Genomic DNA, 23,138 nt, shown 5'->3' on the forward strand with positions numbered 1-23,138 from the left:
GGCGTCCACTGCCCCGACGACGGCTTGCCCGCCCGCCCCAACATTGACCATCTCCACGTTGACCATGGCCGCCCCTTTGCCGCGGTGGCGGTCGAGCCCTTCCAGCTGCCGCTGAAACATGGCCATCAGCCGCATCGCTTGCCGGAAGCAGAGGTCTCGAGCTTCGGGCGTTTTCTGCGCCGTGGCTTTGCGCATGCAATCGACGGCGGCATAGTGCAAAAGGACGATCTGGGCGACGGCCATCCCTTCGAGGGCATCCCGCGGCTTCAGGTCAGCCATAGCCGCAACAGCGGCCGCCGCCTGTCGGTTGGCGTCACTGCCAAGAGCCGCCGCGAGCGGCAGGGCCATGGTCACCTGCGAGACCAACTCCTGCTGGAGATCGGTGTCATCGGTCCCGGTTGCGGCTTTAAAGCCGACTTCGGCCAGCTTTTCCGCCGGCCCGATCTGGTCATTCATGATGTGTCTCCTCACGATTGAGTGAGACAGCGAAATACTCCCTGCTTCGGGTAGTGCGGCACCCTCCAATTTAAAGAAATCCGTAACCCGTTGTGGAAAACAGGCTCTGCACCGCACGCCCACAGAAGACGCGCCCTAAAGCTGCGCAGCGTTGCCATGACGCCTATGGGCCAGCGGCGCACGCAACCTCGCTTCACCTCATTCAGCATGTGGTGTGAGCATTGCAACAGAGCACTCACCGGCTGACGCTGCCTATCGTGTCTTGCGTCTGCAAATCCCATCTGTAGCGCAGTCCGGTTGCCCATCGGCACTCCCGTTCCACGGGCTCCGCCGTGCATCCGGCGCCGCTTCTTCCCGCGAACGGCGGGTGCCTGACGCGCGACCCCAGAGCGCGTCATCGCTCCACATCGCAGACTGCTCCGCATGGGCCCCTGTTGCGCACATGGTCACCCACGGCGGGGACATCCGCTTGAGCCGTGCCTCGCCGCCCCCACAGACCGGGTCGCCGTCCGCCCCAAGGGACTCCCATCGCCGCTCCCTCCCCTGTTTCGCCGTCGACAAAACAAGGACCCTCCCGCGGGAACACGTCTGTCGCGTTTCTCATTGCATCAGCCTGGACGCTGAGCACGCTGCAGGCCCGTCAACCTGATCAGCCTGGTGAGACTACGGCCCTTTCCTCCGCGTGTGCCTTGGCTGAGATCCAAAGCCTATCGTCTGGGGCGTGGTCCGACAGACTCCCAGCTATCCTAACCCTCGACACTTCCCTCAGCGGCCGGTGACATGATGACAGATCAGAGCAATCCTTGGGTGACCCTGTCCACGCAACACTTCTATGACAGCCGCTATGTCGGTGTTGAGGAAGACCAAGTTCGTCATCGAAGCGGACGCGTGCACCCCTATACAGCCCTTCGCTTCCGCATCGTCGGCATCGCTGTTCTGCCGATCCTCTCCGATGGCAGCACGCTCCTGGTCGGACAGTATCGCTACCTGTCGCAATGCTACACCTGGGAATTACCGCGCGGCTCAGGCCCGAAGACCGAACCTGCGCTCGCAACAGCGCAGAGAGAGCTTGAAGAGGAAACTGGTCTGGCAGAGGGCCAGTGGCTGCAGCTGTCCAACCTCATGGTCTCGCCGGGCATCAGTGACGAGCGGGCTCCCTGCTTTGTGGCATGGGATCTTGAGCAAAAGGCCGCTCATCCAGACCCGCAAGAGGATCTCACCCTCAGAAGGCTTGCGTTTCAGGACGCCGTGGACGCTGCCCTTGATGGAACGATCCAAGATGCTGTGAGCATTGCCACTCTTCTGACGGTGCAAAGTCGGGCCGCGCGCAAGGATCTTCCCGACGGCCTCATGCGACTTCTCGCGCTCTAAGGATCGACTCACAGACCCTGTCTGAGACAGACCGAACGCCCAATGAAAAATTCGGCTGGAAGACGAAGCCAGGTGCAGTTGCCATCCCACCGCGTCGAAACTTCAGGAGCGGTCTAGCTGTTGCTCCTGCCAAAAGACAAGTTCGCCCGCCCATCCAATAAAACGCAGCGAGACGCAGGCAACAAAGCGCCTCGACCGCCAGCTCCCGTCCAGCAGCCAGAACACCAACGGCGGAAGGAAAGGCCTCCGCGCTATTACGGAAACGAAGAGGCCGGGCGGAATCATATCCCGCCCGGCCTCTGTTGTCAGAGCAGCACGTCTCCGGCCGAGAAATGGCCTACGATTCTGATCTGGAAGTCGGACCGGCCGTTACCGTCCACGTCGCCCATCAGGATGCCGTCGGCATAGCGCAGTTGTCCTGCCGTGCCGGTGAACGCAGCCGACAGGAACGCTGAGGCGTCGCCGGGGTTCAGGAACGGCACCAGGACGTCGGTCCAGGTGAAGGCCTGGTTGCCCTTGACCAGTGTGTTGGCGTCGATGGTGCGCAGGTCGACTCGGTCCACACCCGACTGGAAGTCGTGGATCATGTCGCGCTGCGCGCCGACCCGGCTGTCCTTGATTGTGTCGAAGTCGAAGATGTCGGCACCAGCCCCGCCCCACATCTTGTCGCGGCCCAGCCCACCGCGGATCCAATCCTTGCCAGCCTCGCCCCGGATCAGGTCGTCGCCGGCGCCGCCGAGTAGCGTGTCATGGCTGGTGCCGCCATAAAGGCGATCGTTGCCAGCTCCGCCGTCCAGACGATCACGGCCGGAATCGCCATAAAGGCTGTCATTTCCACCACCGCCATCAATGGTGTCGTGGCCGGTGAGGCCGTGGAGCAGACTGGATGCGTCCGTATCGACAAAGCGGTCTCTTCCGGATGTGAACACCGGAATGACGATATCTTCCGTCCCGCCAACGGTGATGCGGATGATCTGCACAGTGCCATCGAGCGATTTGACGGTGAATTGCTCTGTCCGGATCTCGTCTGATCCCAGGCTCTGCACCGCCGGATCGGCATTGGCCAGCACATAGCGCCACGACCCTGTGCTCGCCTCAAACGAGAACGTGCCGTAGGTGCCTCGCTGGTCGGCCTGGGATTGGAAGCCAGCTTGCCCGTCATCGATATCGGCGACCGTCAGGATGCCGCTCGCACCCAAGGTGCCGTCCTCAACCACCGCTCCTGTGTCGGTGCCCTTGAAGCTGGCAGCATCGTTCTCGCCGGTCACCTCAAACGTGAGGCTGGCCGAGTGCGTGCCGCCCTGCCCATCGGAAATGGTATAAGAGAAGCCATCGGTTCCGACCACGCCCTCCCCGAGGACCTCCGCCGCTGCCGTGTTGGCGACATAGGCGTAGCTGCCATCCACGTTCAACATCAGGGCGCCATAGATGCCGGTGATCGCCGTGCCTGCCGCCACACCCGGCGCGCCACCCTGTGAGGCTGCACGGACCGACAGCACGTCGCAATCCGCATCCGTGTCGTTGGCGAGAACGCCGGTCAGAGCAGTGGCTGTGACCGTACCGTTCTCGGCCACAGCAACCGGACCGTCATCGATGGCAACCGGCGTGTCGTTCACCGGTTGAACGACAACTGTCAGGCTCTGATCATCCGAGAGCTCGCCATCGCTGACGACAAGCGAGAGCGTCGTCTCGACCGACTGGCCGGGCGCACCGGCATTCTCGACGGGAACGAAGACGATGCCACGCAGGGCCGCCTGGAGTTGAGCGGCCGTTCCGCTGAACGAGTAGCGGCCGTCCGGATCCTGCGCGAAGCCGCCGAGATTGCTCAGAGAGCCCGTGCCGGTTTTGTCGAGTGTGATCGTCGCGGTCAGGATCGTGTCTGCGCCATCGAGGTCGCTGATGGCCACGTCCGGGAACGGCTTCCCAGTCTCGGTATCGTTGATGTCGAGCCCGGCCAGGAACTGGCTGATCGCCGGTGCGTCGTTGACGGTGGTGACATTGACCGTTGCGGTGATCGGATCGGACAGGTTGTTCAAGCTCTGGCCATCATTCACCTGGAAAGTGATGGTGCGGGTCGTGGCGCCGCCGGCGGTGGGGTTGTCGCTGGTCGAGTTGAACGTGGCCGACTGTAACACGGCTTGCATGTCCGCCAGGCTGCTGGAAGACAGCATGTAGACGCCGTTACCCATAGGGGTGACCTCGACCCCAGTGGTGCCGACGGTGAAGGACAGCGCGTCTCCATCCACGTAGCCGCCGATCGTCACGCCCGCCGTGACCGTGGTGCTGTCAACATCGGTCAGCGTGCCAATCTGGTTCCCGACCGCGGCCATTCCGGTCTGTTCCGTATAGGAATAGGGGCCGGAGTCAGTGTCACCGAGAACCGGCTTGTCGTTGAGGGCACTCACGGTGACGGCGACCGTGTCCGTGACGGACGAATAGGCCGAGGAACCGCCGTTCGTGCTAACATTCACGCCCGAGGTACCGCTGTCCGCCGCCGTGCCACTGCGGTCCCAGGCGCGGAAGGTGATCGCGTCCGAGATGATGCCGTTCACGTTCGCAACAGGCTCGAAGTAGACCAGCGCGTCATCATGCAGGACAAGCGCGGAGGTGTCCGATGCCGTACCCGTGAATGCGATCCAGTTCGTGCCGTTGTCGAGCGAGTACCAAAGCGTTCCCTGGCTGCTGACGCCCGTGATGGCGATGCCTTGACGGGCATCCGTGTCCACATCCGAGACCCCGCCGAGCAAATCGGCAACGCGCGTGCTGCCCGTCGTCGAACCGTTCACCGGGTGGCCCGGGTCCTCCGAGGTACCGGTCAGGGCGGGGGACAGGGTGGCATCGAGCATGGGTGCATCGTTGACCGGAGTCACGACGAGAGTGAACTCGGCTTGGTCGGCCTTCGCGCCACCTGTGCCGACGTTGCCGTTGTCGCTGATGCTGACCGTGACCTCGACGTCGCCGCTGGCGTTCGCCGCTCCGAGGAACGTCACCTGGCTTGCAGCGATGAAGGCATTGATATCAACGATGGTACCCGACAGCGTCAGGGCCGAGGCGGTCCCACCGACAGCCACGCCGCCTCCGCTGCTGGCGGCCAGCGTTCCAGAGGGAACCGAGACGGTAACCGTCACCAGGCCCGTTGCGGCATCGACATCCGCGACGCTGATGCCGGTCAGGGCCGTTGAGACGTCCTCCTGGACCAAGACCGTTGCCGGCACCGTAACGACAGGAGCATCGTTCGCGGCTGAGATGGTCAGGTCGACCGTCTCGGTATCGCTGAGCGAACCGCCGCTCCCGCTGTTGCCGTCATCGTCAATCGAAACGGTGAGCACGCGCGTGCCGGTCTCGTTGGCAGCCGGCGTATAGGCCACGCCGCGGGCGGCGATGAAGGCGTTGATGTCGGCGATGGCGCCCGTGAGCGTCAGAGCCGAGGCGGTGCCGCCCACCGTCACGCCGGCGGCGCTGGTGGCCGACAGCGATCCCGCAGGCACGCTCAAGGTCACCGTAACGGCGGCCGCGGCCGCATCGATATCCGCAAAACTGATGCCCGTCAGGGCGGTCGCGGTATCTTCCGATACCGCGATGCTGGACGGCAGCGTGGCGACGGGGGCATCGTTCACGGCTGTGACGGAGACCGAAACCGTGTCGGTGGTGGCCGAGAAGGCTGTTGATCCGCCGGTCGATGTGACATCGGCCGTGCTGCCGTTGGTGCCGCTGGTGGCATCCCAGGCGCGAATGGTCAAACCTGCCAGGACAGTGCCCTGGTAGTCTGCCGCCGGGTGGAAGTAGAGGCGCGTGCCAGCATCCGCCATCAACAGCCGGCCCGCACCGGCCGATGGCGCTCCCAGCGATTGCCACTGGCTGCCGTTATCAGTCGAGAAGAACCACGTTCCCTGTGTGGTGTCAGCCCCGACGATCGCAATGCCCCGCAGGGCACCAAGATCTGCATCGGAGATGCCACCGATCAGGGAGGAGACGAGGGTTCCTGTGGCGCCCACCGGGCTGCCCGAGTCCTCAGTCACGGGATCGAGAGCGAGTTCGGTATCAGCCAGGATCGGGGAATCATTGACGCTGCTGATCGTGACAGACGCGGTGTCGACTGCCGCGGAAAAGGCCGAGCCGCTGGTTGTGTCGATACCTGTCACCCCGTTGAGGTGGCCGTCGGAGCGGTCCCAGGCTTTGAAGGTCAGGGCATCGGAGAGCGTGCCATTCAGGTTGCTGGCGGGCTTGAAGTAGATCCTTGCATCGCTGTGAAGCAGCAAGGCGTTGGTCGCCGAGAGGGCAGCCGTGACTTGTGTCCAACTGGCGCCGGAATCAAGGGAGTACCAAAGGCTGCCTTGGGTGCTGACGCCAGTCACCGCTACGCCTTGCAGCGCGCCGACATCGACATCGCTCATGCCGCCCAGGAGCGCAGCCACAAGTGTGCTGTTGGCTGTGCTGCCGTTGGTCGGGCCCGCGAGATCCTCAGCGATGCCGGTCAGCGTGGGAGACGCTGCGATGTCCAGCACAGGCGCATCGTTCGTGGCGACGACAGACAGCGTGACCGAAACGGGCGCACTGTCCAGGCCACCGCTGTCGCTGACTTTGACGCTGATCACCCGATCCGCATTGCCTGCGCCCACTGACGGGTTATCGCTCGTCGTGCTGTACGTGACCGACCGCAGCGCGGCCTGGTAGTCTGCCACACCTGCGGTTCCAGTGAGTGTCAGGACGCCAGTCGACGCATTATAGCTGCCGGTGATGCCGTTGGCGGCGACAAAGCCCAGCACGTCACCTGCCACGAAATCAGTGATCGTGAGCGTCGCCCCAGCGAGCGAGGCGCTGTCGGTGTCGACGACCGTCACGGCTGGGGCAACACTGGTCGCCGTCCCTCCCTCGGTGTGGGTGGGCGTTGGCGCGCCGCCAACTGTGACCACGGGCCGTGCGATGATCACGATATTGAAGGTCTGCCCCGTTACAGCCTGAGCCCCATCCTCGCCACCATCGGCCAGGGAGAAGATAAAGTTGTCGCTTGGGCCTGCTCCGCCGCCATGCAGGTACTTGATGCGGCCCCCATCGATGTCCGCCTGCGTGAAGGTACTGGCCGCGCTGAGGGCCTCGCCACCGTCAACGATGTTGTTGCCGTTACCATCACGGAACAGCGTACCCTGATCGGTGGCATCGGTGACCGTATAGACGAGGCCTGTGCCTGCGTCGTCCGGATCGCTCGCACTGAGGTGTCCGGATATGATGGTGAGAAGATTGCCTGTCTGCGTTGAGGCGCCGAGATTTGCGCCCATCGCCGGGGCGTCGTTCACGGGTAGGACCGTGATACCAAGAGCAACTGTTTTGCCGCTGAATGCACCCGTCAGGCTACTGCCACTCAAGTCCGATGCATCAAAGATGCTGCCTGAAATATTTCGGCCCTCACCTGAGCCAAAGCCGCCCTGGCCATCCCAGAGGCGCACGGATAGCAGTCCGGGCGTTCCATTATAATTCGCCGCAGGGACGAACCGGATCAGTGTCGTGGCCGTCAGGATCGTCGCATTCGCGTTGGAGAGGTTAGTCGCCAGTCCAGCCCATTGAGCACCGCCATTGATCGAATATTGCCACGTTCCCTGACCGACCGCTGCCCCGTTGGCGACAACCGCCACCCCGGCAAGCGCGTGATTATCCTGATCGTCGAACCGGCTGCCGACCAGGGAGATGATGGAAACCCCTGCCGAGGATGTGAAGTCCTCCTGAATGTCTGCGAGGTGAGCCGGAGCGCCTGTCGCCGTCGGACCGATATTGTCGTAGAGTCGCGAGACAATGTCGTTGTCCTCGCGTCCGTTGTTCGTGGTGTCGCTCTCCCAGACAATGATGACGCCGCCATTCGGCCCCTGCGCGATCTGGGGATGAGAGGCTTTTCCAAAGCTCGTGCCGTTGCTGACAAGGAACTCATCGGTTCGTGCGGTACCCGCCTCGTCGTAGAGGCGCGCAAACAGCCGAATGTTGGCCGCGTCCACAGGGCGGGCCCACACGATCATATACCCGCCGCCCGGCAGCGTCGTCGCGTCGGCCGAAACGGGTCCGTATTCCGAAACGGATRTGTTGACGATCACGGGCGGCTTGACCGGGGCGAAGGGTGGGGCCGACCCAATCTCACGGGCATAGAGGATATCGCCGCCATCGTCTGAATAGAGCTGCAGGATAGTCCCGTTTGTGAGAACAGTGCTGCTCCAGAGAACGCCGACACCAGGCCCGTATTCGTGAATGCCGTCACCGGCATTGTTCGCCGCGACGTTCGACAGCGTTCCATCGGTGTTGACGGTAAAGGAATCGATGTACGGATTTGTCTGATTCCATTCGACCGTGACGGTGCTGCCGTTCGCTGACAGCGCCGTGCCATACCCCCAGCTGTTGTCGTCAGGATCACTGATAGAGGTGACGCCGGAGCCGTTGCTGCCCTCCAGGTCGAACGTCCGCACCGCAATGCGCGGATCGGGCGACTGGCCGCTATAGAACCCGGCAACCTGGTGCCAGGCGATGACAAGCCGACCATTGGCCACAACGGCCGAGGGATAGGTCGAGTCGTTTGATGGATTGACGTCTACGTCGAAACTGCGAACACGCGATATGGCTTGCGTGGTGGCGTTGAATTCGTAGATCTCGCCATAAATACCCGGGATCCAGTCCGCGCTCCATCCTTCATAAACAACCGCAAAGCGATATCCGCCGGCTGTTGCGCCGAGCGACACGACACTAGCACTTGTTTCATCGGCTCCCCGATCCAGCACACGACTTTCAACCGTGATCGGCGTGCCGGACGGTCCAAGCACCCGGAATGCCACTGTCGTTTCGCCCGACGGCAGATTCGAGTTCCAAGCTGCAACGGAATACCCACCTCCTAGGTCAGAAACGACAGGACTGAACTGGCGAAGATTCGCGCTGTCCGTCGCAATTACAACTTCACCGTTCGCCATGTCCTGAAACCCCACGATTGGGCGTGCTTGAGCGCAGCCTCGTCGGCTCGGTTTGGCACAAAGCCATGTTTATAATGATGAGATCATTCGTCTCGCTTAGAGAATTCCCCGGGATGTGATGTTACCGCAACAGCAGGATGGGCAATGCCGCTGTGATCTGTTGTATGATCTGTCCAAAGCAAAGTTGATCCGTCGTTAAATTCGACGGCGGGGAAAGGTGATCACGACTCGGAGGGGACGCTTCCTCACGACCTTCGCCTCTAGTGACTATGATGAGGAAGGAGTTGTGCGACAGCCGAACGAGTCAGTTGTGGCTTTCCTGCTTGAACGGGTTGGTAATTGTCAGGTCTGGACCAATCCTCTGCAGGTCTTCGGAGTAGAGGGTTGTGCACTCTGCGCGTGCGGCCGCTGCAAGGATCCCGCTGTCATCAATCGGGAAGCCATGGCGGCGCATGATGTCGAATGCCTGGTCGTGCATCTCGAGCGTGACCGGYCGGACATCACAGAGATCCAGGCAAGGACGGCACACATCTCGTCCAGGCCCATCTTGAGTTTCTTTGTCATGACCTTCACGGCCTCGTTGAGGACTTGGATGCTGACCGTGCCGCCCTGCGCGAGAGAAGTGCGGGACCAGACCTGAGAAGAAAGCCCGGTTCATTGAGCCTTGAGGAGCGGGGTGAATCCGTCTTCCGTGCTAAGAAGGGGCATGGACCCGTTGACCCGCCTGGCTCTCTTGCTCTGGCAGTTCTCCCGCCGCCGTCATTCCAGGACAGAGATCATCTTTTATGCTGCCGTGCTCGTAATCAGCATCACCCTCGGCCTCATCGAATGGGCTGGCTATTGGCCGGACGATTGGAAGGTTGAGAGAGGCAGGCTGCCGAAAGTCACTCCGCTGTGACGGAGAAGCAATCAGTCTCGCAGGCAGATGAAAACTTTATCTCTGTCCCAATATGCGAGGCGCGACATCGCACAAGAAAAGGGCCATCGCGATGACGCGGTGGCCCTTTTCTCATCACGGGAATTCCAAGAATGCTTCGCTTCCCGCAGAAAGGCAGGAAAAGCGAAGCAGAGATCATCCTTAGATCACAAAGAAGTCTTTCTCGGTGAGGCTGAGGCCCTTCGTAATCTTCGCGAACAGAACCTTCTCGCCCTGCCCTGACCCATCCGCATCGTAGTAGAGATAGCCCTTCTTCTTATCGTAAACGATGTAATCGTTTTTGTCCTTGGCATTGGTGCCGACTGTGAAGAAGGATTTGCTCAGGTCGCCCGTTTTCTTCAGTTGCCGGAAGATGCCATTTTCAAGATGGATCGTGTCATCTTGGACCGAGAAGTCGGTGATCGTATCAACGTTCGTCGACTTGTTCAGCTTATCCCTGAACACGAAGGCGTCGTTGCCAAGGCCGCCTGTCAGACGATCGTTGCCAGCGCCGCCGTTGAGGCGATCATCACCGCCCTCTCCGCTCAGGTTGTCCTTGTTGACGCTGCCGGTCAGGGTGTTGTTGCCCTCGTCACCGACGATCTTCTCGTTAACAACGCGGAAGTCCTTCTCCGTGAGGCTCAGGCCCTTCTTGACCTTGGCGAAGAGCACGGCCTTGCCATTGCCGGACCCGTCGGCATCGTAGTACACGTAGCCCTTCTTCTTGTCGTAGATGATGTGGTCATTCGCATCGAGGGCTTTGGTGCCGACGACGAAGTTGGACTTGCTCAACGTGCCGGTCTTCTCCAGCTTCGTGAAGATCTTGTTGTCCAGCTGAATGGTGTCATCCCGAACCGAGAAGTCAGTGATCGTGTCAACATTCGTCGACTTGTTCAGCTTGTCCTTGAAGAGGAAGATGTCCTTGCCTGCGCCGCCCGTCAGGAAATCATTTCCAAGGCCGCCATTGAGGATGTCATTGCCGGCACCGCCGACGAGATAATCAGGGCCCGGAGCACCAGCCGCGACCTCGTTGACCAAATCGGCCACGGACAGCGTGAACACCTTGTCGACACTCAGCCCGGAGCGATCCGTGGCACGCACAACCACCTGGTGGCTCTGTGCCTGCTCGTAATCAAGCAGCGTGCCATTGGCGACGACGATCTGGTTGCCCTGGATCGCGAACCGGCCACCGGCATTGTTCAGCAAGGTAAAATTGAAGCTGTCGCCGGCATCGACATCAAAGGCCGAGAGGCTTGCCACGACGGTTCCCGCCGCCGCGTTCTCGAACACCGACCCGCCCGCCAGTCCGATGTCGGTCGGCGCATCAGCCACAGGCGTGATCGACAGCGCGATCGCTTGCGTGTCCGTTCCGCCGAACGGATCGGAGACCGTGTAGGCGAAGCTGCCCGCCGCGCCTTCGGCATTCGCCACAGTCTTGAAGACCAGGCCCTGCAGTTCGTCGGCGGTCAATTCCTGGCCAGCGACGACGGCTGTCACACCATCCGCCAGATAGACGCGACCCTTCGAAGAGTCCGGCACGCGGCTCACGACGATCTTCAGGCCGTCATTGTTGGCATCGGTGGGCTCCGTGATGCCAAGCGCAATGATGCCCTCTTCCGCAACCACCAAGCTCTTGTTGGCCTCAGCCTCGGGCGCCGTGTTGTCCGGGTTGTCCACCACGTGACCGATCTCGGCCTGCTCGATTGCGCTCTCAAGGCTGGCCCCGGAGAACTGATCAGCCACTGCGCCGATGGTCTCAGGCGTTGCCGTTGCCAGGCTGCCGGCGGCGCCTTCATCAGACTGAGCCACCACGGAAATCTTGGTGACCTGCGTCAGGATCTCGGCGGCGCTGCCAGAAGCATTTTGAACCGCCGTATTGATGGAAGCGACGATGCCGGCAATGCTATCGACGAAATCGGCATCGGGTGCCGGTTTGCCGGCTGCGCTGAAGGCCTCCGAAATCAGGTTTCCGAGTGAGCCAGCACCGCCCGATGCCATGTCCAAGGTGCCCGCGTCGATCTCTGCGGCCAAAGCCGAGACCACCGCGCTCATGACATCGTTCGTCACCTGACCGGACGGGTTCTGTCCGGCCGCAGCTGAGACAATCATGGTGATGGTGTTGAGCACCATCGCGCCAGCTTTGAAGAGGTTCTGAGCCGCTTCGCGAGCAGCCGGCGAGGCATTTGGATCAACGGATGCTGCAAGCGGATCCAGGTTTGCAAGCGACTGACCGGGCGCAAGCGTGATGCCGAAGGCGGTCGCGACTGCAGCTTCAGCCTGCTCCACGGTCATTCCGGGACGGACCAGGGCCTGCACGATGGTCGTGACCGGGGTCACCACGCTGTATCCGGACGGCGCCTTCAAGGTTCCGGTGAACGGCAGCTGTGTCGCCAGGTCGATCGCAACCCCACCGTCGGGACGTGTGGTGGTGACCAGAGTCCCCAAGCCATCATGATCCAGGGTAAACCGGCCTTCGGCATCGGTAATCGTTGATGCCTCGTCCTCGTCCCATTCTCCATCATTGTCTTTGTCGATGAACACGAACGCGTTCGCGATATAGCCGTCGGACACGGAGCCCACGGTGGTGCCGCCACCCGTCCCGGTTACTGTCCAGGACACCGACGCTGGCGTCGTGGCTCTGCCGTCCGACACGCCGTACTCAACGGTCACTGTCGTGGCCTGGCCCTCACTCAGAGCCTTGTAGGCCGGGTGGCTGGGGTCGAGCGTGAAGGAATGCGTCTCCGCATCGTAGGTGACACCGGCCGGCAGGGTACCGATGCCGACGACGTTGAGGACATCGATCGTATCGACGTCGCTAGCATTCTGAAGGGCATTCAGCGTCGAGGCGACATCGCCTTCCGTCGCGACACCGGTAACGGCGCCCGTCACGAGCGGCACATCGTTTGTGCCGGTGAGCGTGATGGTTACATCCCGCTGCACTGTGGCATTGGAGTCATCGACCAGTTCGAGTGTGTAAACGAGCGTCCGCGTCTCGCCCTCCGCCAAGCTGTCGAGCAGACCCGGTTCGACCGATACCGTCCAGGTAATCTCACCCGCCGCATCGCCCGAGGCATCTTCCGTCACGGAGGCGGTGAAGATTACACCATCGGCGTCCGTCGGCTCACTCACGACGTTCACGTCACGCACATCCGCCACGTCGACATCGGTGAAGGTGATCACGCCTTCCTTTGACAGGACCGTCGTGGGTTGACCCACAACAGGCTCGGCGAACGATGCGCTGAACACGCCACCCGTGATGACGGGTGCATCATTCGTTCCGGTGAGCGTGATGGTCACGTTCTGCCGTTCCGTGGCACCGGCATCGTCTATCAGCTCCAGTGTATAGACCAACTCGCGGGTCTCGCCCTGGGCCAGGCTGTTCAGGTAGTTCGGCAGAACCGACACCGTCCAAAGAATCTCGCCCGACGCGTTTCCGTTCGCATCCTCGGACACGGAGGCGCTGAAGATGACACCCTCAGCATCAGCTGGCTCGCTGACGACCGTGACGTCACGTGCATCGGCAATGTCGACGTCCTTGAAGGTGATTGCGCCTTCCGCCGACACAACCGACGTCGGCTGACCAGAAACCGGCTCCGTAAAGGATGCGGTTGCTTTGCCGCCCGTGATAACAGGTGCGTCGTTCGTGCCGGTGAGTGTGATGGTCACGTTCTGTCGCGCCGTGGCGCCGGCATCATCGACCAGCTCCAGCGTGTAGATCAACTCGCGGGTCTCGCCTTCCGCAAGGCCATCCAGGTAGCCCGGCAGAACCGACACCGTCCAGAGGATCTCACCCGGTGTATCGCCATTTGCGTCGTCTGACACTGAGGCATTGAAGACGACACCGTTGGCACCGATCGGCTCGCTGACCACTGTGACGTCACGCGCATCAGCAATGTCGGCGTCGGTGAAGGTGATTACGCCTTCCGCTGACACGGCCGCCGTCGGTGAGCTGGAAGCGGGCTCCGCAAAGGACGCGGTGAATTCGCCGCCCGTGATAACAGGCGTGTAGTTTTGAGAAGTGTCAGACATGCCCCACCTTTGTCTTAAAGACAGATTTCGCGCCTATTACGGCTTTTAGGATTCATTACCGGTCTCGCGGCAGTTAGGAAAGTCTTTTCTGCTGCGTTGCACCAGCGATGGGTTTTCGTGGCCGAAGGTGACATCAATGCCACATAACAGCTGGTGCTGATCCGCAAGTTCTTCCAACATCATGTCGGCCAGATGAAAACCGTCCGAGTGAGCCTTCTCGCCCGATCGTAGCCAACTCAGTTGTATACGTTACAACATATTGTTAGTACGCACTCGAAGCCGTGAAGCCTCATTGGCGCACGGGCAGTTAAGACAGATCTGCGCTTTCTCGAATTTTTGATGAAGTGTGTCCGATCCCTCCAGCCTCATGTCAGCGCCTCGAGGCTCGCTTTGCCAGTGCCGCGTGCTCCTCATTCTGAGGGAGATCATGAAATACCCGGAGCCCGGGATGGAGCGGCCCCTTTGGATCGCAGATTTTCCTGATAATGCAAACCGTGATCCTCGCCGTCCGCGTCGTCGGCCCACCACGGCGAGTGCCCAGGAGGGCGAAGCGCCATCCTCTGTTGCGCAATCAATCCACGCCGGCGTTGAAACACCTGAGGCTGGTTCCTGTGAACAGAACATCGCTACAGGCCGAACGGCCCCAACCGTTTCCTCACTCACCGGCCTGAGATCGCGCACCTACAGTGCATGGGGTTGATTTCCATGCCCGCGGCTGGAAGGCTCGCCTCATGCTGCCCTCCCCTGCTTCGCCGTCCACAAAACAAGGACCCTCACGCGGGAACACGCAGGCGCGCAACCTCAGCACCACTCCCGCCGCCGAGGCACCGTTGTGCCGGGATGCGGCGGCGTGAGGCCTCCTTGAGGCGCATTCGCTGATGACGGGAGGCCCCTCATCCATATCAGGACGCTCGCCTTCCCCGACCCCGAGCGGGCACTCGCACGATCCATGTCTCTGCCTGACCCGCCATCGCGGTAAATCTCCCAATGCGCCGCGCCCTATCCCTTTTGAGACCATTCTAACGGACAGCTCACTCGATAGGATCAAGACCTTCTCTTGATGGATCATTGTGATGAAGTGCGGCACCTCAGGACATCCTGTCCGGCATCATGAACAAGGTGGATGGGGGCCTATCCTGACTCCGCAGGATGCCGGGAATTTGCTCGTCGTCATCATCACGAGCTGGATCACCGCGATCGGCACTCTCGTCGCCCTAGGAAGGTTTCATGTGGGCCTGATGCTGACAGTCCTCGGCTTTGTCACAGTCCTGATCGTTCTGAGCACCGGCGTATCCCTGCTCATCGCGGCGATGGTCCAGAAGGTATCATCGGACCGGCGAGGCCGGTCCCGCCTCTAGCCCTTCGGCTGCACGCCCCGATCAGGCATCCGATACCTCGATTCTCTCTCTAAGAACGGATCCTAGATCCAGTCGGTCATCGTCGGTGTATCCGGTTCCGAAGAGCAACCTCCGGTCTGCGACACTTCGTGTGCCATCACCCTGGGTCTGATAACGATGCGCTCGGCCAGCAACCGAACAGTTTGATGCAAGGCTTCTGAAGATGCGGCATGAATACATGGACGGAAGCTTCCCGCGCGTCAGTCGCTATCCGATCGAGCATATTCTGAGTGTTGCCTAGCCAAGCCCGCGATCTATGGATGGATGCCACCATCGTTCAGAACGGCTCTGCACAGCCTCAGCCCGGTTCGCCTTGGTCGTATTTCCGGAGAGCAGGCAGAGCCGGCATTCGGGAGCAAATGCCACCAGACTTGAACCTACCCATCAGGTCGTCTCCGGCTCCACTCGTGGAGTGGGCCATACGCCGGACATTGCCGACGCAATGCGGCGTGAAGGCACCCCTGCTCGTGGCAGGGGCGCTTTTCCGGAGGCGAGCTACTTCAGCGTCGCGACAATAGCGTCAAAGAACGCCATCGAATCGATCACGTCCTTGCCCGTGGGCTTCGGCTCGGCCGCCGTCTGGGCGATCACCACGTTGTGGGCCGGGTTGATGTACACGTACTGACCTTGGATGCCGACCGCAGAGAACGCATTGTCCTTCTTCGAGGGTTCCGTCCATCCGGTCCACCACATGTAGCCGTACTCGAGCGGCTTGCCGCCCTTGAGCGTCTTCGGCGAGCTGGCCTCCTTCGTCCATTCCTCCGGCAGCACTTGCGTGCCCTTGGCCTTGCCGCCCTCGAGGAAGAACTGGCCGAAGCGTGCGAAGTCCCGCAACGTCGCGCTAAGCCCGCTGCCGCCGATCTCGACGCCGTCCGGCGCGTCGAGCCACCACTTGGCGTCGGCCTCCATGCCGACAGGGACCCAGATCTTCTCCGACAGGTACTCCGCGAGGGGCTTCTTGATCGCGCCGCGCAGAATCTCGGCAAGGACCTGGGTCTCGCCCGTGCTGTAGGTGTTGACGGTTCCCGGTTCCGCAGCACGCGGGAGGGCGGCCATGACGTCCATCGCCGCGCCAGGCTTCTGGGCGATCTGGGCCCGCAGCAGAGCCCGGCGATCGGATGTCGAATCCGTGTACTTCTCGTTCCATTTCACGCCTGAGGACATCATGAGGACGTCCCTGACGGTGGCTCCGTCGTACGCGGTTCCCTTGAGCCGTGGGACGTAGTCGACCACGTTGTCGTCCAGGCTCTTGATGAGGCCGTCCTTGACGGCCGCGCCGACCAGAGTCGAGGAGATCGACTTGGCAACGGACATGGACATCCAGCGCGTCTTCGGGGTGTTCCCGCGCTGGTAGGTTTCGTAGACGACCTTGCCGTCCTTCAGCACGAGAAGCCCTGTGACCTGGTTGAGGGCAAGGTAGTCGTAGAGGTCATACTTCTGACCCTTGATATCGGCGACAACCTTGCCGAGTTCCTTCTCCGACCTGGACAGCTCCGAGGGTGATCCGCCGGCCTTGATCGTGCGCGTCGGGAACAGCCTGTCGATGTTGCGGAAAGTGTTCACCGCGAGGTCAGGGGTCAGCGCCCCGTCGTAGATCTGCTCGACATGGCCGATGGGCTCGTTCGCGTGGGAATACGCATCCTGGGCGAGCGCGACATTCGGCCCACCGAGCAAGAGCCCGGTTGCAAGGATGGATGAGTGGCTGAGCACTCTCAGCGAGGTGCGATGCATTGGACGGATGGAACCGGACATTTTCTTCCCTGACGCCCCCATTGGCGTGCGTTCGTCTTAACGGTGGATTCTTCTGCGGAATCCCGAAGCAGGACCTTAGCAAGCTCGTTCCGGCTTCTCAATCGGGCGACGGCGCTCATCGGAAGACGCCATCCGCTCCCACCGCCCGTCGGCAACGGATTGGCAGGACGAGGCCGCATCAAGCGGGTTTTACGAACGAGTGGGGCAGACGACTGCAACAAGGAGCATTTCACAGAACATAAAGGCCATCTCTCCCTCTCGCCCCTGGTCGCAGGGGTCTACGGAATTTATCGTCCCGGGCCGGACAACGTGATCACGCCCGTTACGATGAACTCGACCGTCGACACTCGGGGACGTCGCTGGTCGGACGAAGCCCGTGCGGCCTTGTTGCGGCCCGTGACGAAGATGAAATGCTCGATTCCGGCGGCGCGCGCCTCGTCCACCACATGCTGAACCACGGGGCGGTCCACAACGCACAGCATCTCCTTCGGCACAGCCTTGGTGGCCGGAAGGAAACGGGTGCCGAGACCGGCAACGGGAAGGACTGCTCTGCGAATGCGCTTCATTGAGTAAGCCGTGAAATCAAATCGAGACGATACCGACTGCAAAAACGGAGAGGAGTGTCGCCTGTCACGGCTTGCTCGCTGGATTCGTTCGCGAAGCAATCAATGAGGCAATCGTCCGTGAGCTGTCGGCTTATTCTACTCCGCGTTCACGGCCTGCCGTCCCCTCATCTTATCAGCCTTAAGATGGCCCTGCTGCCGCCATCACCGGGGAATAACTCTCCCTGAGATTGTCCGCTTCCAAGGGCTGTTTTTCCCCAAACGGTAGCGATCTTTTGGCAGCCTCCGCGCCAATGTGCCTGAGCTTCTGGCGCTTCCTTCCAAAGCATTGATGATCACCACTTCGTTTGGTTCCTGGTGTCATGGATGTGACTGTTTGGGCCGGTTGAGACCACAGCTTGAAAAGATCTCGAGACACTGTATATACTTTATTGTATCTACGGAGGCTCCGATGACGACGGCCAAGGTTTTCCTGTCCGGCAACAGCCAAGCTGTCAGGCTCCCGAAGCAGTTTCGCTTCAACAGCGACGAGGTTGAAATCTTCCGCCGTGGGGACGAGATCGTCCTGCGTGAGAAGGCCACGGATCTCACCCGTGCGTTCGAGCTCCTCTGTGACCTCCCCGATTTCGATCGCGAGGATGCCCCGCCGCAGGAGCGTGAAGGTCTTTGATGGTCGAACCCAGCTATCTCCTGGACACGAACATCTGCATCTACATTCGCCGGGAGCGGCCCCAAGGCGTCCTGGAGCGCTTTAAAGCGCTCGCGCCCGGCTCAACAGCCATCTCCATCGTAACCTACGGCGAACTGATCTACGGAGTGCACAAGAGCCCCAATCCCGACAAGGCGATGGCGGTCTTGCAGGAACTCATCGCGCTGATCCCGGTCTTGCCAATAGCCGGTGATGTGGCGAAGGCGTATGGAACGATCCGAAGCGATCTTGCTGTCCGAGGTGAGCTCATCGGCAACAACGACCTCTGGATTGCTGCCCATGCCAAGAGCCTCGGGTTAGTCCTTGTGACAAACAACGAGAGCGAGTTCCAGAGGGTGGATGGCCTTAAGATCGAAAACTGGGCCAGGGGATAGCGCAGCCTTAACGATCCTCGTTCCATCACTATCGGTTTCATGGACGTGTTCGCCACACCGTTTGGCTTCAGCCGTTGTCCAGACGGCACCTCTCCCGCATGGAGCTGACGGTCGAAGCCGTCGCAATCATTGCAGCCTTCAGCATTGGTCTCATTGAGTGGGCCGGCTATTGGCCGGAAAGCTGAAAGGTTCAGCACCGCGGGATGCCGGAGCTGACACCGCTTTGATCAGCGCGGCGTCAAGTGCCATGTCGTAAGAGAGGCGATAACCCGGGCAGAGGCTTGCCCTCTGCCGGCTCAACCAATCCCGCCAAGCATCTTCCGCGAGCGCCTTAGGTTGGCGTTCACGGCCCTGATCGGCTCAATCGCCTCATGTGTTGACCGCCCGTGCTTGAGCGCTGCGGTTCCCCTGCAGCGCTCCCGAGCCTGACGGCTGATCCGCGATACGATCATAACAACCTGGACCTACTGTGCTCAGGGACGGTTTTCTTGTTCTGGCCTTTGACGATGATGCTTCGCCCGTCGAGGCCTGCGTCTCACCCAGGCTTGCCCGCACTTGGCAGAACGAACCCAACGCGGGTGGCGACATGCAACAGGACCAACGAACCGCGCTCACGTAAAGGCTTTCGAGCGAACCGGCCTCCGGTTCATCCCCCAGAACGGAGGTGGTCCTGGCGTTCGCTTCCGCGATCCCATCGGCGATCAAGCGCAGTTCCATTAGATCTGACCGACAGGTGAGGAAGAGGGATGAGCCGCGACATCCACTCGCCTCACAGGCCTGCATGGCCACGGCTCTCGTGGCGCTCCTGCCAATCAACTCGGACCGGACAGCCAGCAGACAATCCCATCGTCGGTGAGGCCGTCCTGCGCGTCGCAGAAGCCACCCTCGACGTGCTGCCGGTGCCTGACGGCAACCATCCGAAGCAATCCGCCCAGGCCCCAGTGTTCATCGACCGTCACACCGTCTGTGTCGGCACAACCGCCCTCCTTGAAACCGAATGGGTCCTGCGCGGCGCCAATGGCTATGCTCCGGCTCAGATTGGAGAAGCCCTTTGGGCCTTTGCGGGGCTCCCGCAGGTCAAGCTGGAGGATCCAGCTCTTACCGCGAGAGCTTTGGACGGGATGGCTCAGGGCATGGATTTCGCGGATGCTCTCCACCTCGTGACGGCTGAGGGCTGCGCGGTCTTTGCCAGCTTTGACCGGCAGTTTGCAAAAGCGGCCAGGCGGCTGAGTCAGATTGAAGTCCGGCACCCTTCGACGCTCGGAGCCACACGCTCGGTCTAAACCAAATTTGATGTGTCGTTCAACGTGAGGACGGGGAGATGTGATCGCGATCCGGAGGGGCTGTTGCGTCAGGACCTTCGCCACCGGAGACGATGAGGTGGAAGGGGCTACGCGACAGCCAAACGCATCACTTGTGGCTTTCCGGCTTTCTTGTCAGCGCCAGACCAAGGCTGGGCGACCGGTTGCTACGACGCCTCCTTGGTGCACGTGCAACGGGCCACCTGGTCCTTCATGCTTTGCACCATATCGATGACCGACCGTGCCAGCTCCCGTTTGCGCTGGACCTCAGCCTCATCCGCTGGGCCTGCCTCTTGCTGCTGCTTGTAACAGATCCCATAGGCTCGCCGCTCGCCCTCCTGAGCTGTCTTCAGAGCACGCGCGTCCTTCTCGAACAGAGCCTGCAACCGCGCACTGTGCGACAGACGCTGCTCCGTTGTGCCCATTTCAGGGTCTATGAGAACGCGAAAGACCTCCTCCCGCAGTGGGTAAAGCGCCGCCCAGGCTGCCTTGTGTCGGCGCAGGAGTGCCGCGCGCTGATCGGCGGGCGACATGGCCGCCTCCAGTTCCTGCGAGGACGCCGCCAACCTGTCCCGCAGCGACTGATATGACCCTTCAGGTCCGCCGCACGTAGCCCTACGGGCCCAGCCCAACTTTTTTGCGCGGCGCGTGATCCTGGCACGTGACAGGTTGAACTGCCTCGCCAGTGCCGCGACGGGAACCCCGTCAGCATACTGCGTCTCGATCTCGGCCCACACCGATGACATCGCCGTCTCCATGGTCGCCTCCTCTCCGTATCCCTCACTGACCGTGATTTACCCTTGCCCTTGGGTAGTGCGGAAGGGGCTTCATCCGTCACGCCGAATGTCGGCTTACCGGGGAATGACGCGTCCGGAGAGGGTTCGCTTCCAAGGGCTGGCGCGTCCAAACGGCAGGGGCCGCTTCGAGGCCTCTGCGCCGATGTGTCGGATCTTCTGCCGTTTGGCCCGGGCCGTCCGGTGGTGATCATCCCGGGTCTTCTCCCAAGCACAGGTCTCGTGCGCCGGTCCCATGTTGGCGAGATCATCGGCACCCCCAAGTTCGAGGGCCCGTATGTGCTCGGCAATCCACCGCTCGCGCACGCCATCGATGAGGCCTCCACAGACCACGCACTGACCGCCCGTTCTTTCCCACACAGCGAGCCGCCGATGGGGCGTGAGTTTGCGGCGAGCGGTGGTGCTCACGTCTTCGGTCGCAACAAAGGGCATGTGAGACCTCCGTCAGACATCAGGCGAATGAGTGGGGTCGCGCTCAGGTTGACCGTGCCCGCTCTCGGCCCTGAGCACCGCCAGGATGTGCCGGAACAAGCCCTCCTGTTCAGCATGCAGAGCGTCCCAGGCCGCCAACAGATCGGTGAGTTGGTGCTCCCCGGCGACATCGGCCGGAACGAGGCGCACCTGCAGGCCGAGTGAGGCCACGGTTGCGGGTCTGCTGTTGGGATGAGCCAGCGTTGGCGGGTGCAGACGGCAAAGCCGACACCGGCATGGGGCTCCGGTCATGGCAAATCTCCTGAAACGGGCCTGCGTCCCGTTCTGTGAGGGATGACAGTCGGTCGAACGAGGCGATGGCTCGGGCTATCGCATGGGGCTTTGGCTGGCTTCACCGAGCGAGGGCCAGACACGGCAGCGCCTCGTGATGGCGCTGTCAGATCGGTCGAACAGACAAGGGCGAGCCGAAGAACCTAAGCGGAATCATGCATTGATTGGAAAAATCCAATGTATAATCATAGCAAACCTCCACCATCAACTGGATCTATACTATCGTGATTCGCCTGAGTTTTCAATAATTTACGGAAATATGCTTGCCGCTCAGAAAGTGATACTACAAGCCCGGGGCAGTAGTCGCGCGAGATCGCCCCTTCCATTGGCCGAACGAGAACGTCGTGTCAGTCTGGGACGTCCCTGGTCCGTTCGATGGCCCGCTGAGACCCAAGACGGGGCCATCTCCGGCCGCAGTTTGACAATGGCGTTCCTGAGCCGTGCAGAAGCCGCTGCGCTTCAGTTTCTCATTGATGACGGAGCGGCCCCAACGCGCCTCCGCCATCCCATCGGTCGCGGGAACAACCTCAGCACCCATGGTCCGATCCCCCACCCCCGGAGGACCTCCAACCGCATTTCGGCTGAGAAGCGTACAGACACGCCCACAGGCGCGCGTGATACCTCCCCGCCTCAAAAGGCGAGGTTTCCTTGGCCTTTCGGGCAAGGCGTCTTGTCTCCGAGACGAGCAATGTCCCCCGCCGCAATCGCCGCACACTGATCGTCTGACGCCACGAGCGCCCCTCCTTCCTCTCGCTCATGAAAGGGGGATTGGGGCGCAATCCTCTAATCCAGCTCACTCAGCATCTGCCGTGCGCGCTGCAACAAGGCCCTCACAGCGCGACGCTGCTCCATCATGTCGCGCGTGTGCGTGCCCGCCTTGAGCGCATTCTGGTTGCCGTGCGGGGCTCCCGATCCCACAGACCCCCCGTGCATGCGGCACCGCCGCTTGCCCTGAACGGCCGGAGCCTGACACGCGGGGCCCGAGCGCGTCCTCGCCCCACAGCGGGGGCTCAGGCGCATCGGACCGGTGTTGCGTGGATGCTCAGATCCAGTCCGACCCTCGGTCATCGGAGGTCTCCTCCACAGGGGGCCGTTTGAGGCGCTCATCCTCGAACGGCAGGGCTGCCGGAGAATTCTCCGCAAGCCTCGCCACCGGCTGATGATCAATGACTTGAGCGACGGACGGCCCAGAGCCTCTGCGGGACAGCCGGTGSGGCGCGCGGGCGTCCACTGCCCCGACSACGGCTTGCCCGCCCGCCCCAACATTGACCATCTCCACGTTGACCATGGCCGCCCCTTTGCCGCGGTGGCGGTCGAGCCCTTCCAGCTGCCGCTGAAACATGGCCATCAGCCGCGTCGCTTGCCGGAAGCAGAGGTCTTGCGCTTCGGGCGTTTTCTGCGCCATGGCTTTGCGCATGCAATCGACGGCGGCATGGTGCACCAGGACGATCTGAGCGGCGGCCATCCCTTCGAGGCCATCCTGCGGCTTCAGGGCCGCCAGCGCCGCAACGGCGGCCGCCACCTGTCGGTTGGCTTCACTGCCATCAGCGGCGAGGGGCAGCGCCATGATTATCTGCGAGATCAACTCCTGCTGGAGATCGGCGTCATCGGTCCCGGTTGCGGCTTTAAAGCCAACGTTGGCCAGCTTTTCTGCCGGCCCGATCTGGTTAGTCATGATGTGTCTCCTCAAAAGTAAGTGAGACAGCGAAATACTCCCGGCTTCGGGTAGTGCGGCACTCCCCCATTTGAAGAAAACTGCAACCGGTTGTGGAA

General features: G+C 61.6%; 17 protein-coding genes. 6 read left to right on the forward strand and 11 right to left on the reverse strand.

Going from position 1 to position 23,138, the window contains the following annotated elements:
- A partial coding sequence (locus ACXJKO_RS11510) for a hypothetical protein (RefSeq protein ID WP_457091229.1) occupies nt 1-456 on the reverse strand: 456 nt, incomplete at its 3' end.
- 780 nt (nt 457-1,236) lie between these two features.
- Between ACXJKO_RS11510 and ACXJKO_RS11515 the strand changes: the two genes are divergently transcribed.
- A complete protein-coding gene (locus tag ACXJKO_RS11515) occupies nt 1,237-1,827 on the forward strand; it encodes an NUDIX domain-containing protein (RefSeq protein ID WP_457091230.1) in 591 nt (196 codons plus the stop codon).
- Between the two features lie 305 nt (nt 1,828-2,132).
- Here ACXJKO_RS11515 and ACXJKO_RS11520 read toward each other — a convergent pair whose 3' ends face one another.
- Together ACXJKO_RS11520 and ACXJKO_RS11525 are read right to left on the reverse strand one after the other, a co-directional pair.
- On the reverse strand, nt 2,133-8,768 hold the full coding sequence (locus tag ACXJKO_RS11520) for a VCBS domain-containing protein (RefSeq protein ID WP_457091231.1): 6,636 nt from the start codon (nt 8,766-8,768) through the stop codon (nt 2,133-2,135).
- Between the two features lie 304 nt (nt 8,769-9,072).
- Complete coding sequence (locus tag ACXJKO_RS11525; RefSeq protein WP_457091232.1) at nt 9,073-9,246, reverse strand: hypothetical protein; 174 nt, start codon at nt 9,244-9,246, stop codon at nt 9,073-9,075.
- 228 nt (nt 9,247-9,474) lie between these two features.
- On the opposite strand from ACXJKO_RS11525, the gene ACXJKO_RS11530 reads away from it, so the two are divergent.
- The gene (locus ACXJKO_RS11530) at nt 9,475-9,666 is read left to right on the forward strand and encodes a phage tail protein (RefSeq protein ID WP_457091233.1); all 192 of its coding nucleotides are present in this window, start codon (nt 9,475-9,477) and stop codon (nt 9,664-9,666) included.
- 180 nt (nt 9,667-9,846) lie between these two features.
- Here ACXJKO_RS11530 and ACXJKO_RS11535 read toward each other — a convergent pair whose 3' ends face one another.
- Nucleotides 9,847-13,713, reverse strand: a complete 3,867-nt coding sequence (locus ACXJKO_RS11535; RefSeq protein WP_457091234.1) for a VCBS domain-containing protein — start codon at nt 13,711-13,713, stop codon at nt 9,847-9,849.
- A gap of 1,160 nt (nt 13,714-14,873) precedes the next feature.
- Between ACXJKO_RS11535 and ACXJKO_RS11540 the strand changes: the two genes are divergently transcribed.
- The gene (locus ACXJKO_RS11540; protein ID WP_457091235.1) at nt 14,874-15,071 is read left to right on the forward strand and encodes a hypothetical protein; all 198 of its coding nucleotides are present in this window, start codon (nt 14,874-14,876) and stop codon (nt 15,069-15,071) included.
- 534 nt (nt 15,072-15,605) lie between these two features.
- Here the strand turns inward: ACXJKO_RS11540 and ACXJKO_RS11545 are convergent.
- Both ACXJKO_RS11545 and ACXJKO_RS11550 read right to left on the reverse strand, forming a co-directional pair.
- On the reverse strand, nt 15,606-16,862 hold the full coding sequence (locus ACXJKO_RS11545; RefSeq protein WP_457091236.1) for a serine hydrolase domain-containing protein: 1,257 nt from the start codon (nt 16,860-16,862) through the stop codon (nt 15,606-15,608).
- A gap of 287 nt (nt 16,863-17,149) precedes the next feature.
- Nucleotides 17,150-17,428 carry a sugar phosphate nucleotidyltransferase gene (locus ACXJKO_RS11550; protein ID WP_457091237.1) on the reverse strand — a complete coding sequence of 93 codons (279 nt, stop codon included), beginning with the start codon at nt 17,426-17,428 and terminating at the stop codon, nt 17,150-17,152.
- A 448-nt stretch (nt 17,429-17,876) separates the two neighbouring features.
- Here ACXJKO_RS11550 and ACXJKO_RS11555 point away from each other — a divergent pair, with 448 nt between their 5' ends.
- From ACXJKO_RS11555 to ACXJKO_RS11565, 3 genes are all read left to right on the forward strand, one after another.
- On the forward strand, nt 17,877-18,095 hold the full coding sequence (locus ACXJKO_RS11555) for an antitoxin (RefSeq protein WP_457091238.1): 219 nt from the start codon (nt 17,877-17,879) through the stop codon (nt 18,093-18,095).
- Entirely contained in the window at nt 18,095-18,508 is a 414-nt protein-coding gene (vapC, locus tag ACXJKO_RS11560; RefSeq protein WP_457091239.1) for a type II toxin-antitoxin system tRNA(fMet)-specific endonuclease VapC, read from the forward strand. Before ACXJKO_RS11555 ends, vapC begins: the two co-directional genes overlap by 1 nt.
- A 746-nt stretch (nt 18,509-19,254) precedes the next feature.
- Nucleotides 19,255-19,791 (forward strand): type II toxin-antitoxin system VapC family toxin, encoded by a 537-nt coding sequence (locus tag ACXJKO_RS11565; RefSeq protein ID WP_457091240.1) that lies wholly within the window; start codon nt 19,255-19,257, stop codon nt 19,789-19,791.
- 185 nt (nt 19,792-19,976) lie between these two features.
- On the opposite strand, the gene ACXJKO_RS11570 is transcribed toward ACXJKO_RS11565, so the two are convergent.
- The 5 genes from ACXJKO_RS11570 to ACXJKO_RS11590 all read right to left on the reverse strand — a co-directional run bounded on the left by ACXJKO_RS11570 (nt 19,977) and on the right by ACXJKO_RS11590 (nt 23,040).
- Nucleotides 19,977-20,567, reverse strand: a complete 591-nt coding sequence (locus ACXJKO_RS11570; protein ID WP_457091241.1) for a hypothetical protein — start codon at nt 20,565-20,567, stop codon at nt 19,977-19,979.
- A 93-nt stretch (nt 20,568-20,660) separates the two neighbouring features.
- A complete protein-coding gene (locus ACXJKO_RS11575) occupies nt 20,661-21,035 on the reverse strand; it encodes an HNH endonuclease (RefSeq protein WP_457091242.1) in 375 nt (124 codons plus the stop codon).
- A gap of 12 nt (nt 21,036-21,047) precedes the next feature.
- The gene (locus ACXJKO_RS11580) at nt 21,048-21,326 is read right to left on the reverse strand and encodes a hypothetical protein (protein WP_457091243.1); all 279 of its coding nucleotides are present in this window, start codon (nt 21,324-21,326) and stop codon (nt 21,048-21,050) included.
- Between the two features lie 822 nt (nt 21,327-22,148).
- Nucleotides 22,149-22,472: an HGGxSTG domain-containing protein gene (locus ACXJKO_RS11585; RefSeq protein ID WP_457091244.1), complete on the reverse strand. Its 324-nt coding sequence runs from the start codon at nt 22,470-22,472 to the stop codon at nt 22,149-22,151.
- On the reverse strand, nt 22,408-23,040 hold the full coding sequence (locus ACXJKO_RS11590; RefSeq protein WP_457091262.1) for a hypothetical protein: 633 nt from the start codon (nt 23,038-23,040) through the stop codon (nt 22,408-22,410). The genes ACXJKO_RS11585 and ACXJKO_RS11590 overlap by 65 nt, the downstream gene beginning before the upstream one ends.
- Nucleotides 23,041-23,138 lie beyond the last annotated feature (98 nt).

Source organism: Microvirga sp. P5_D2 (assembly GCF_054049475.1).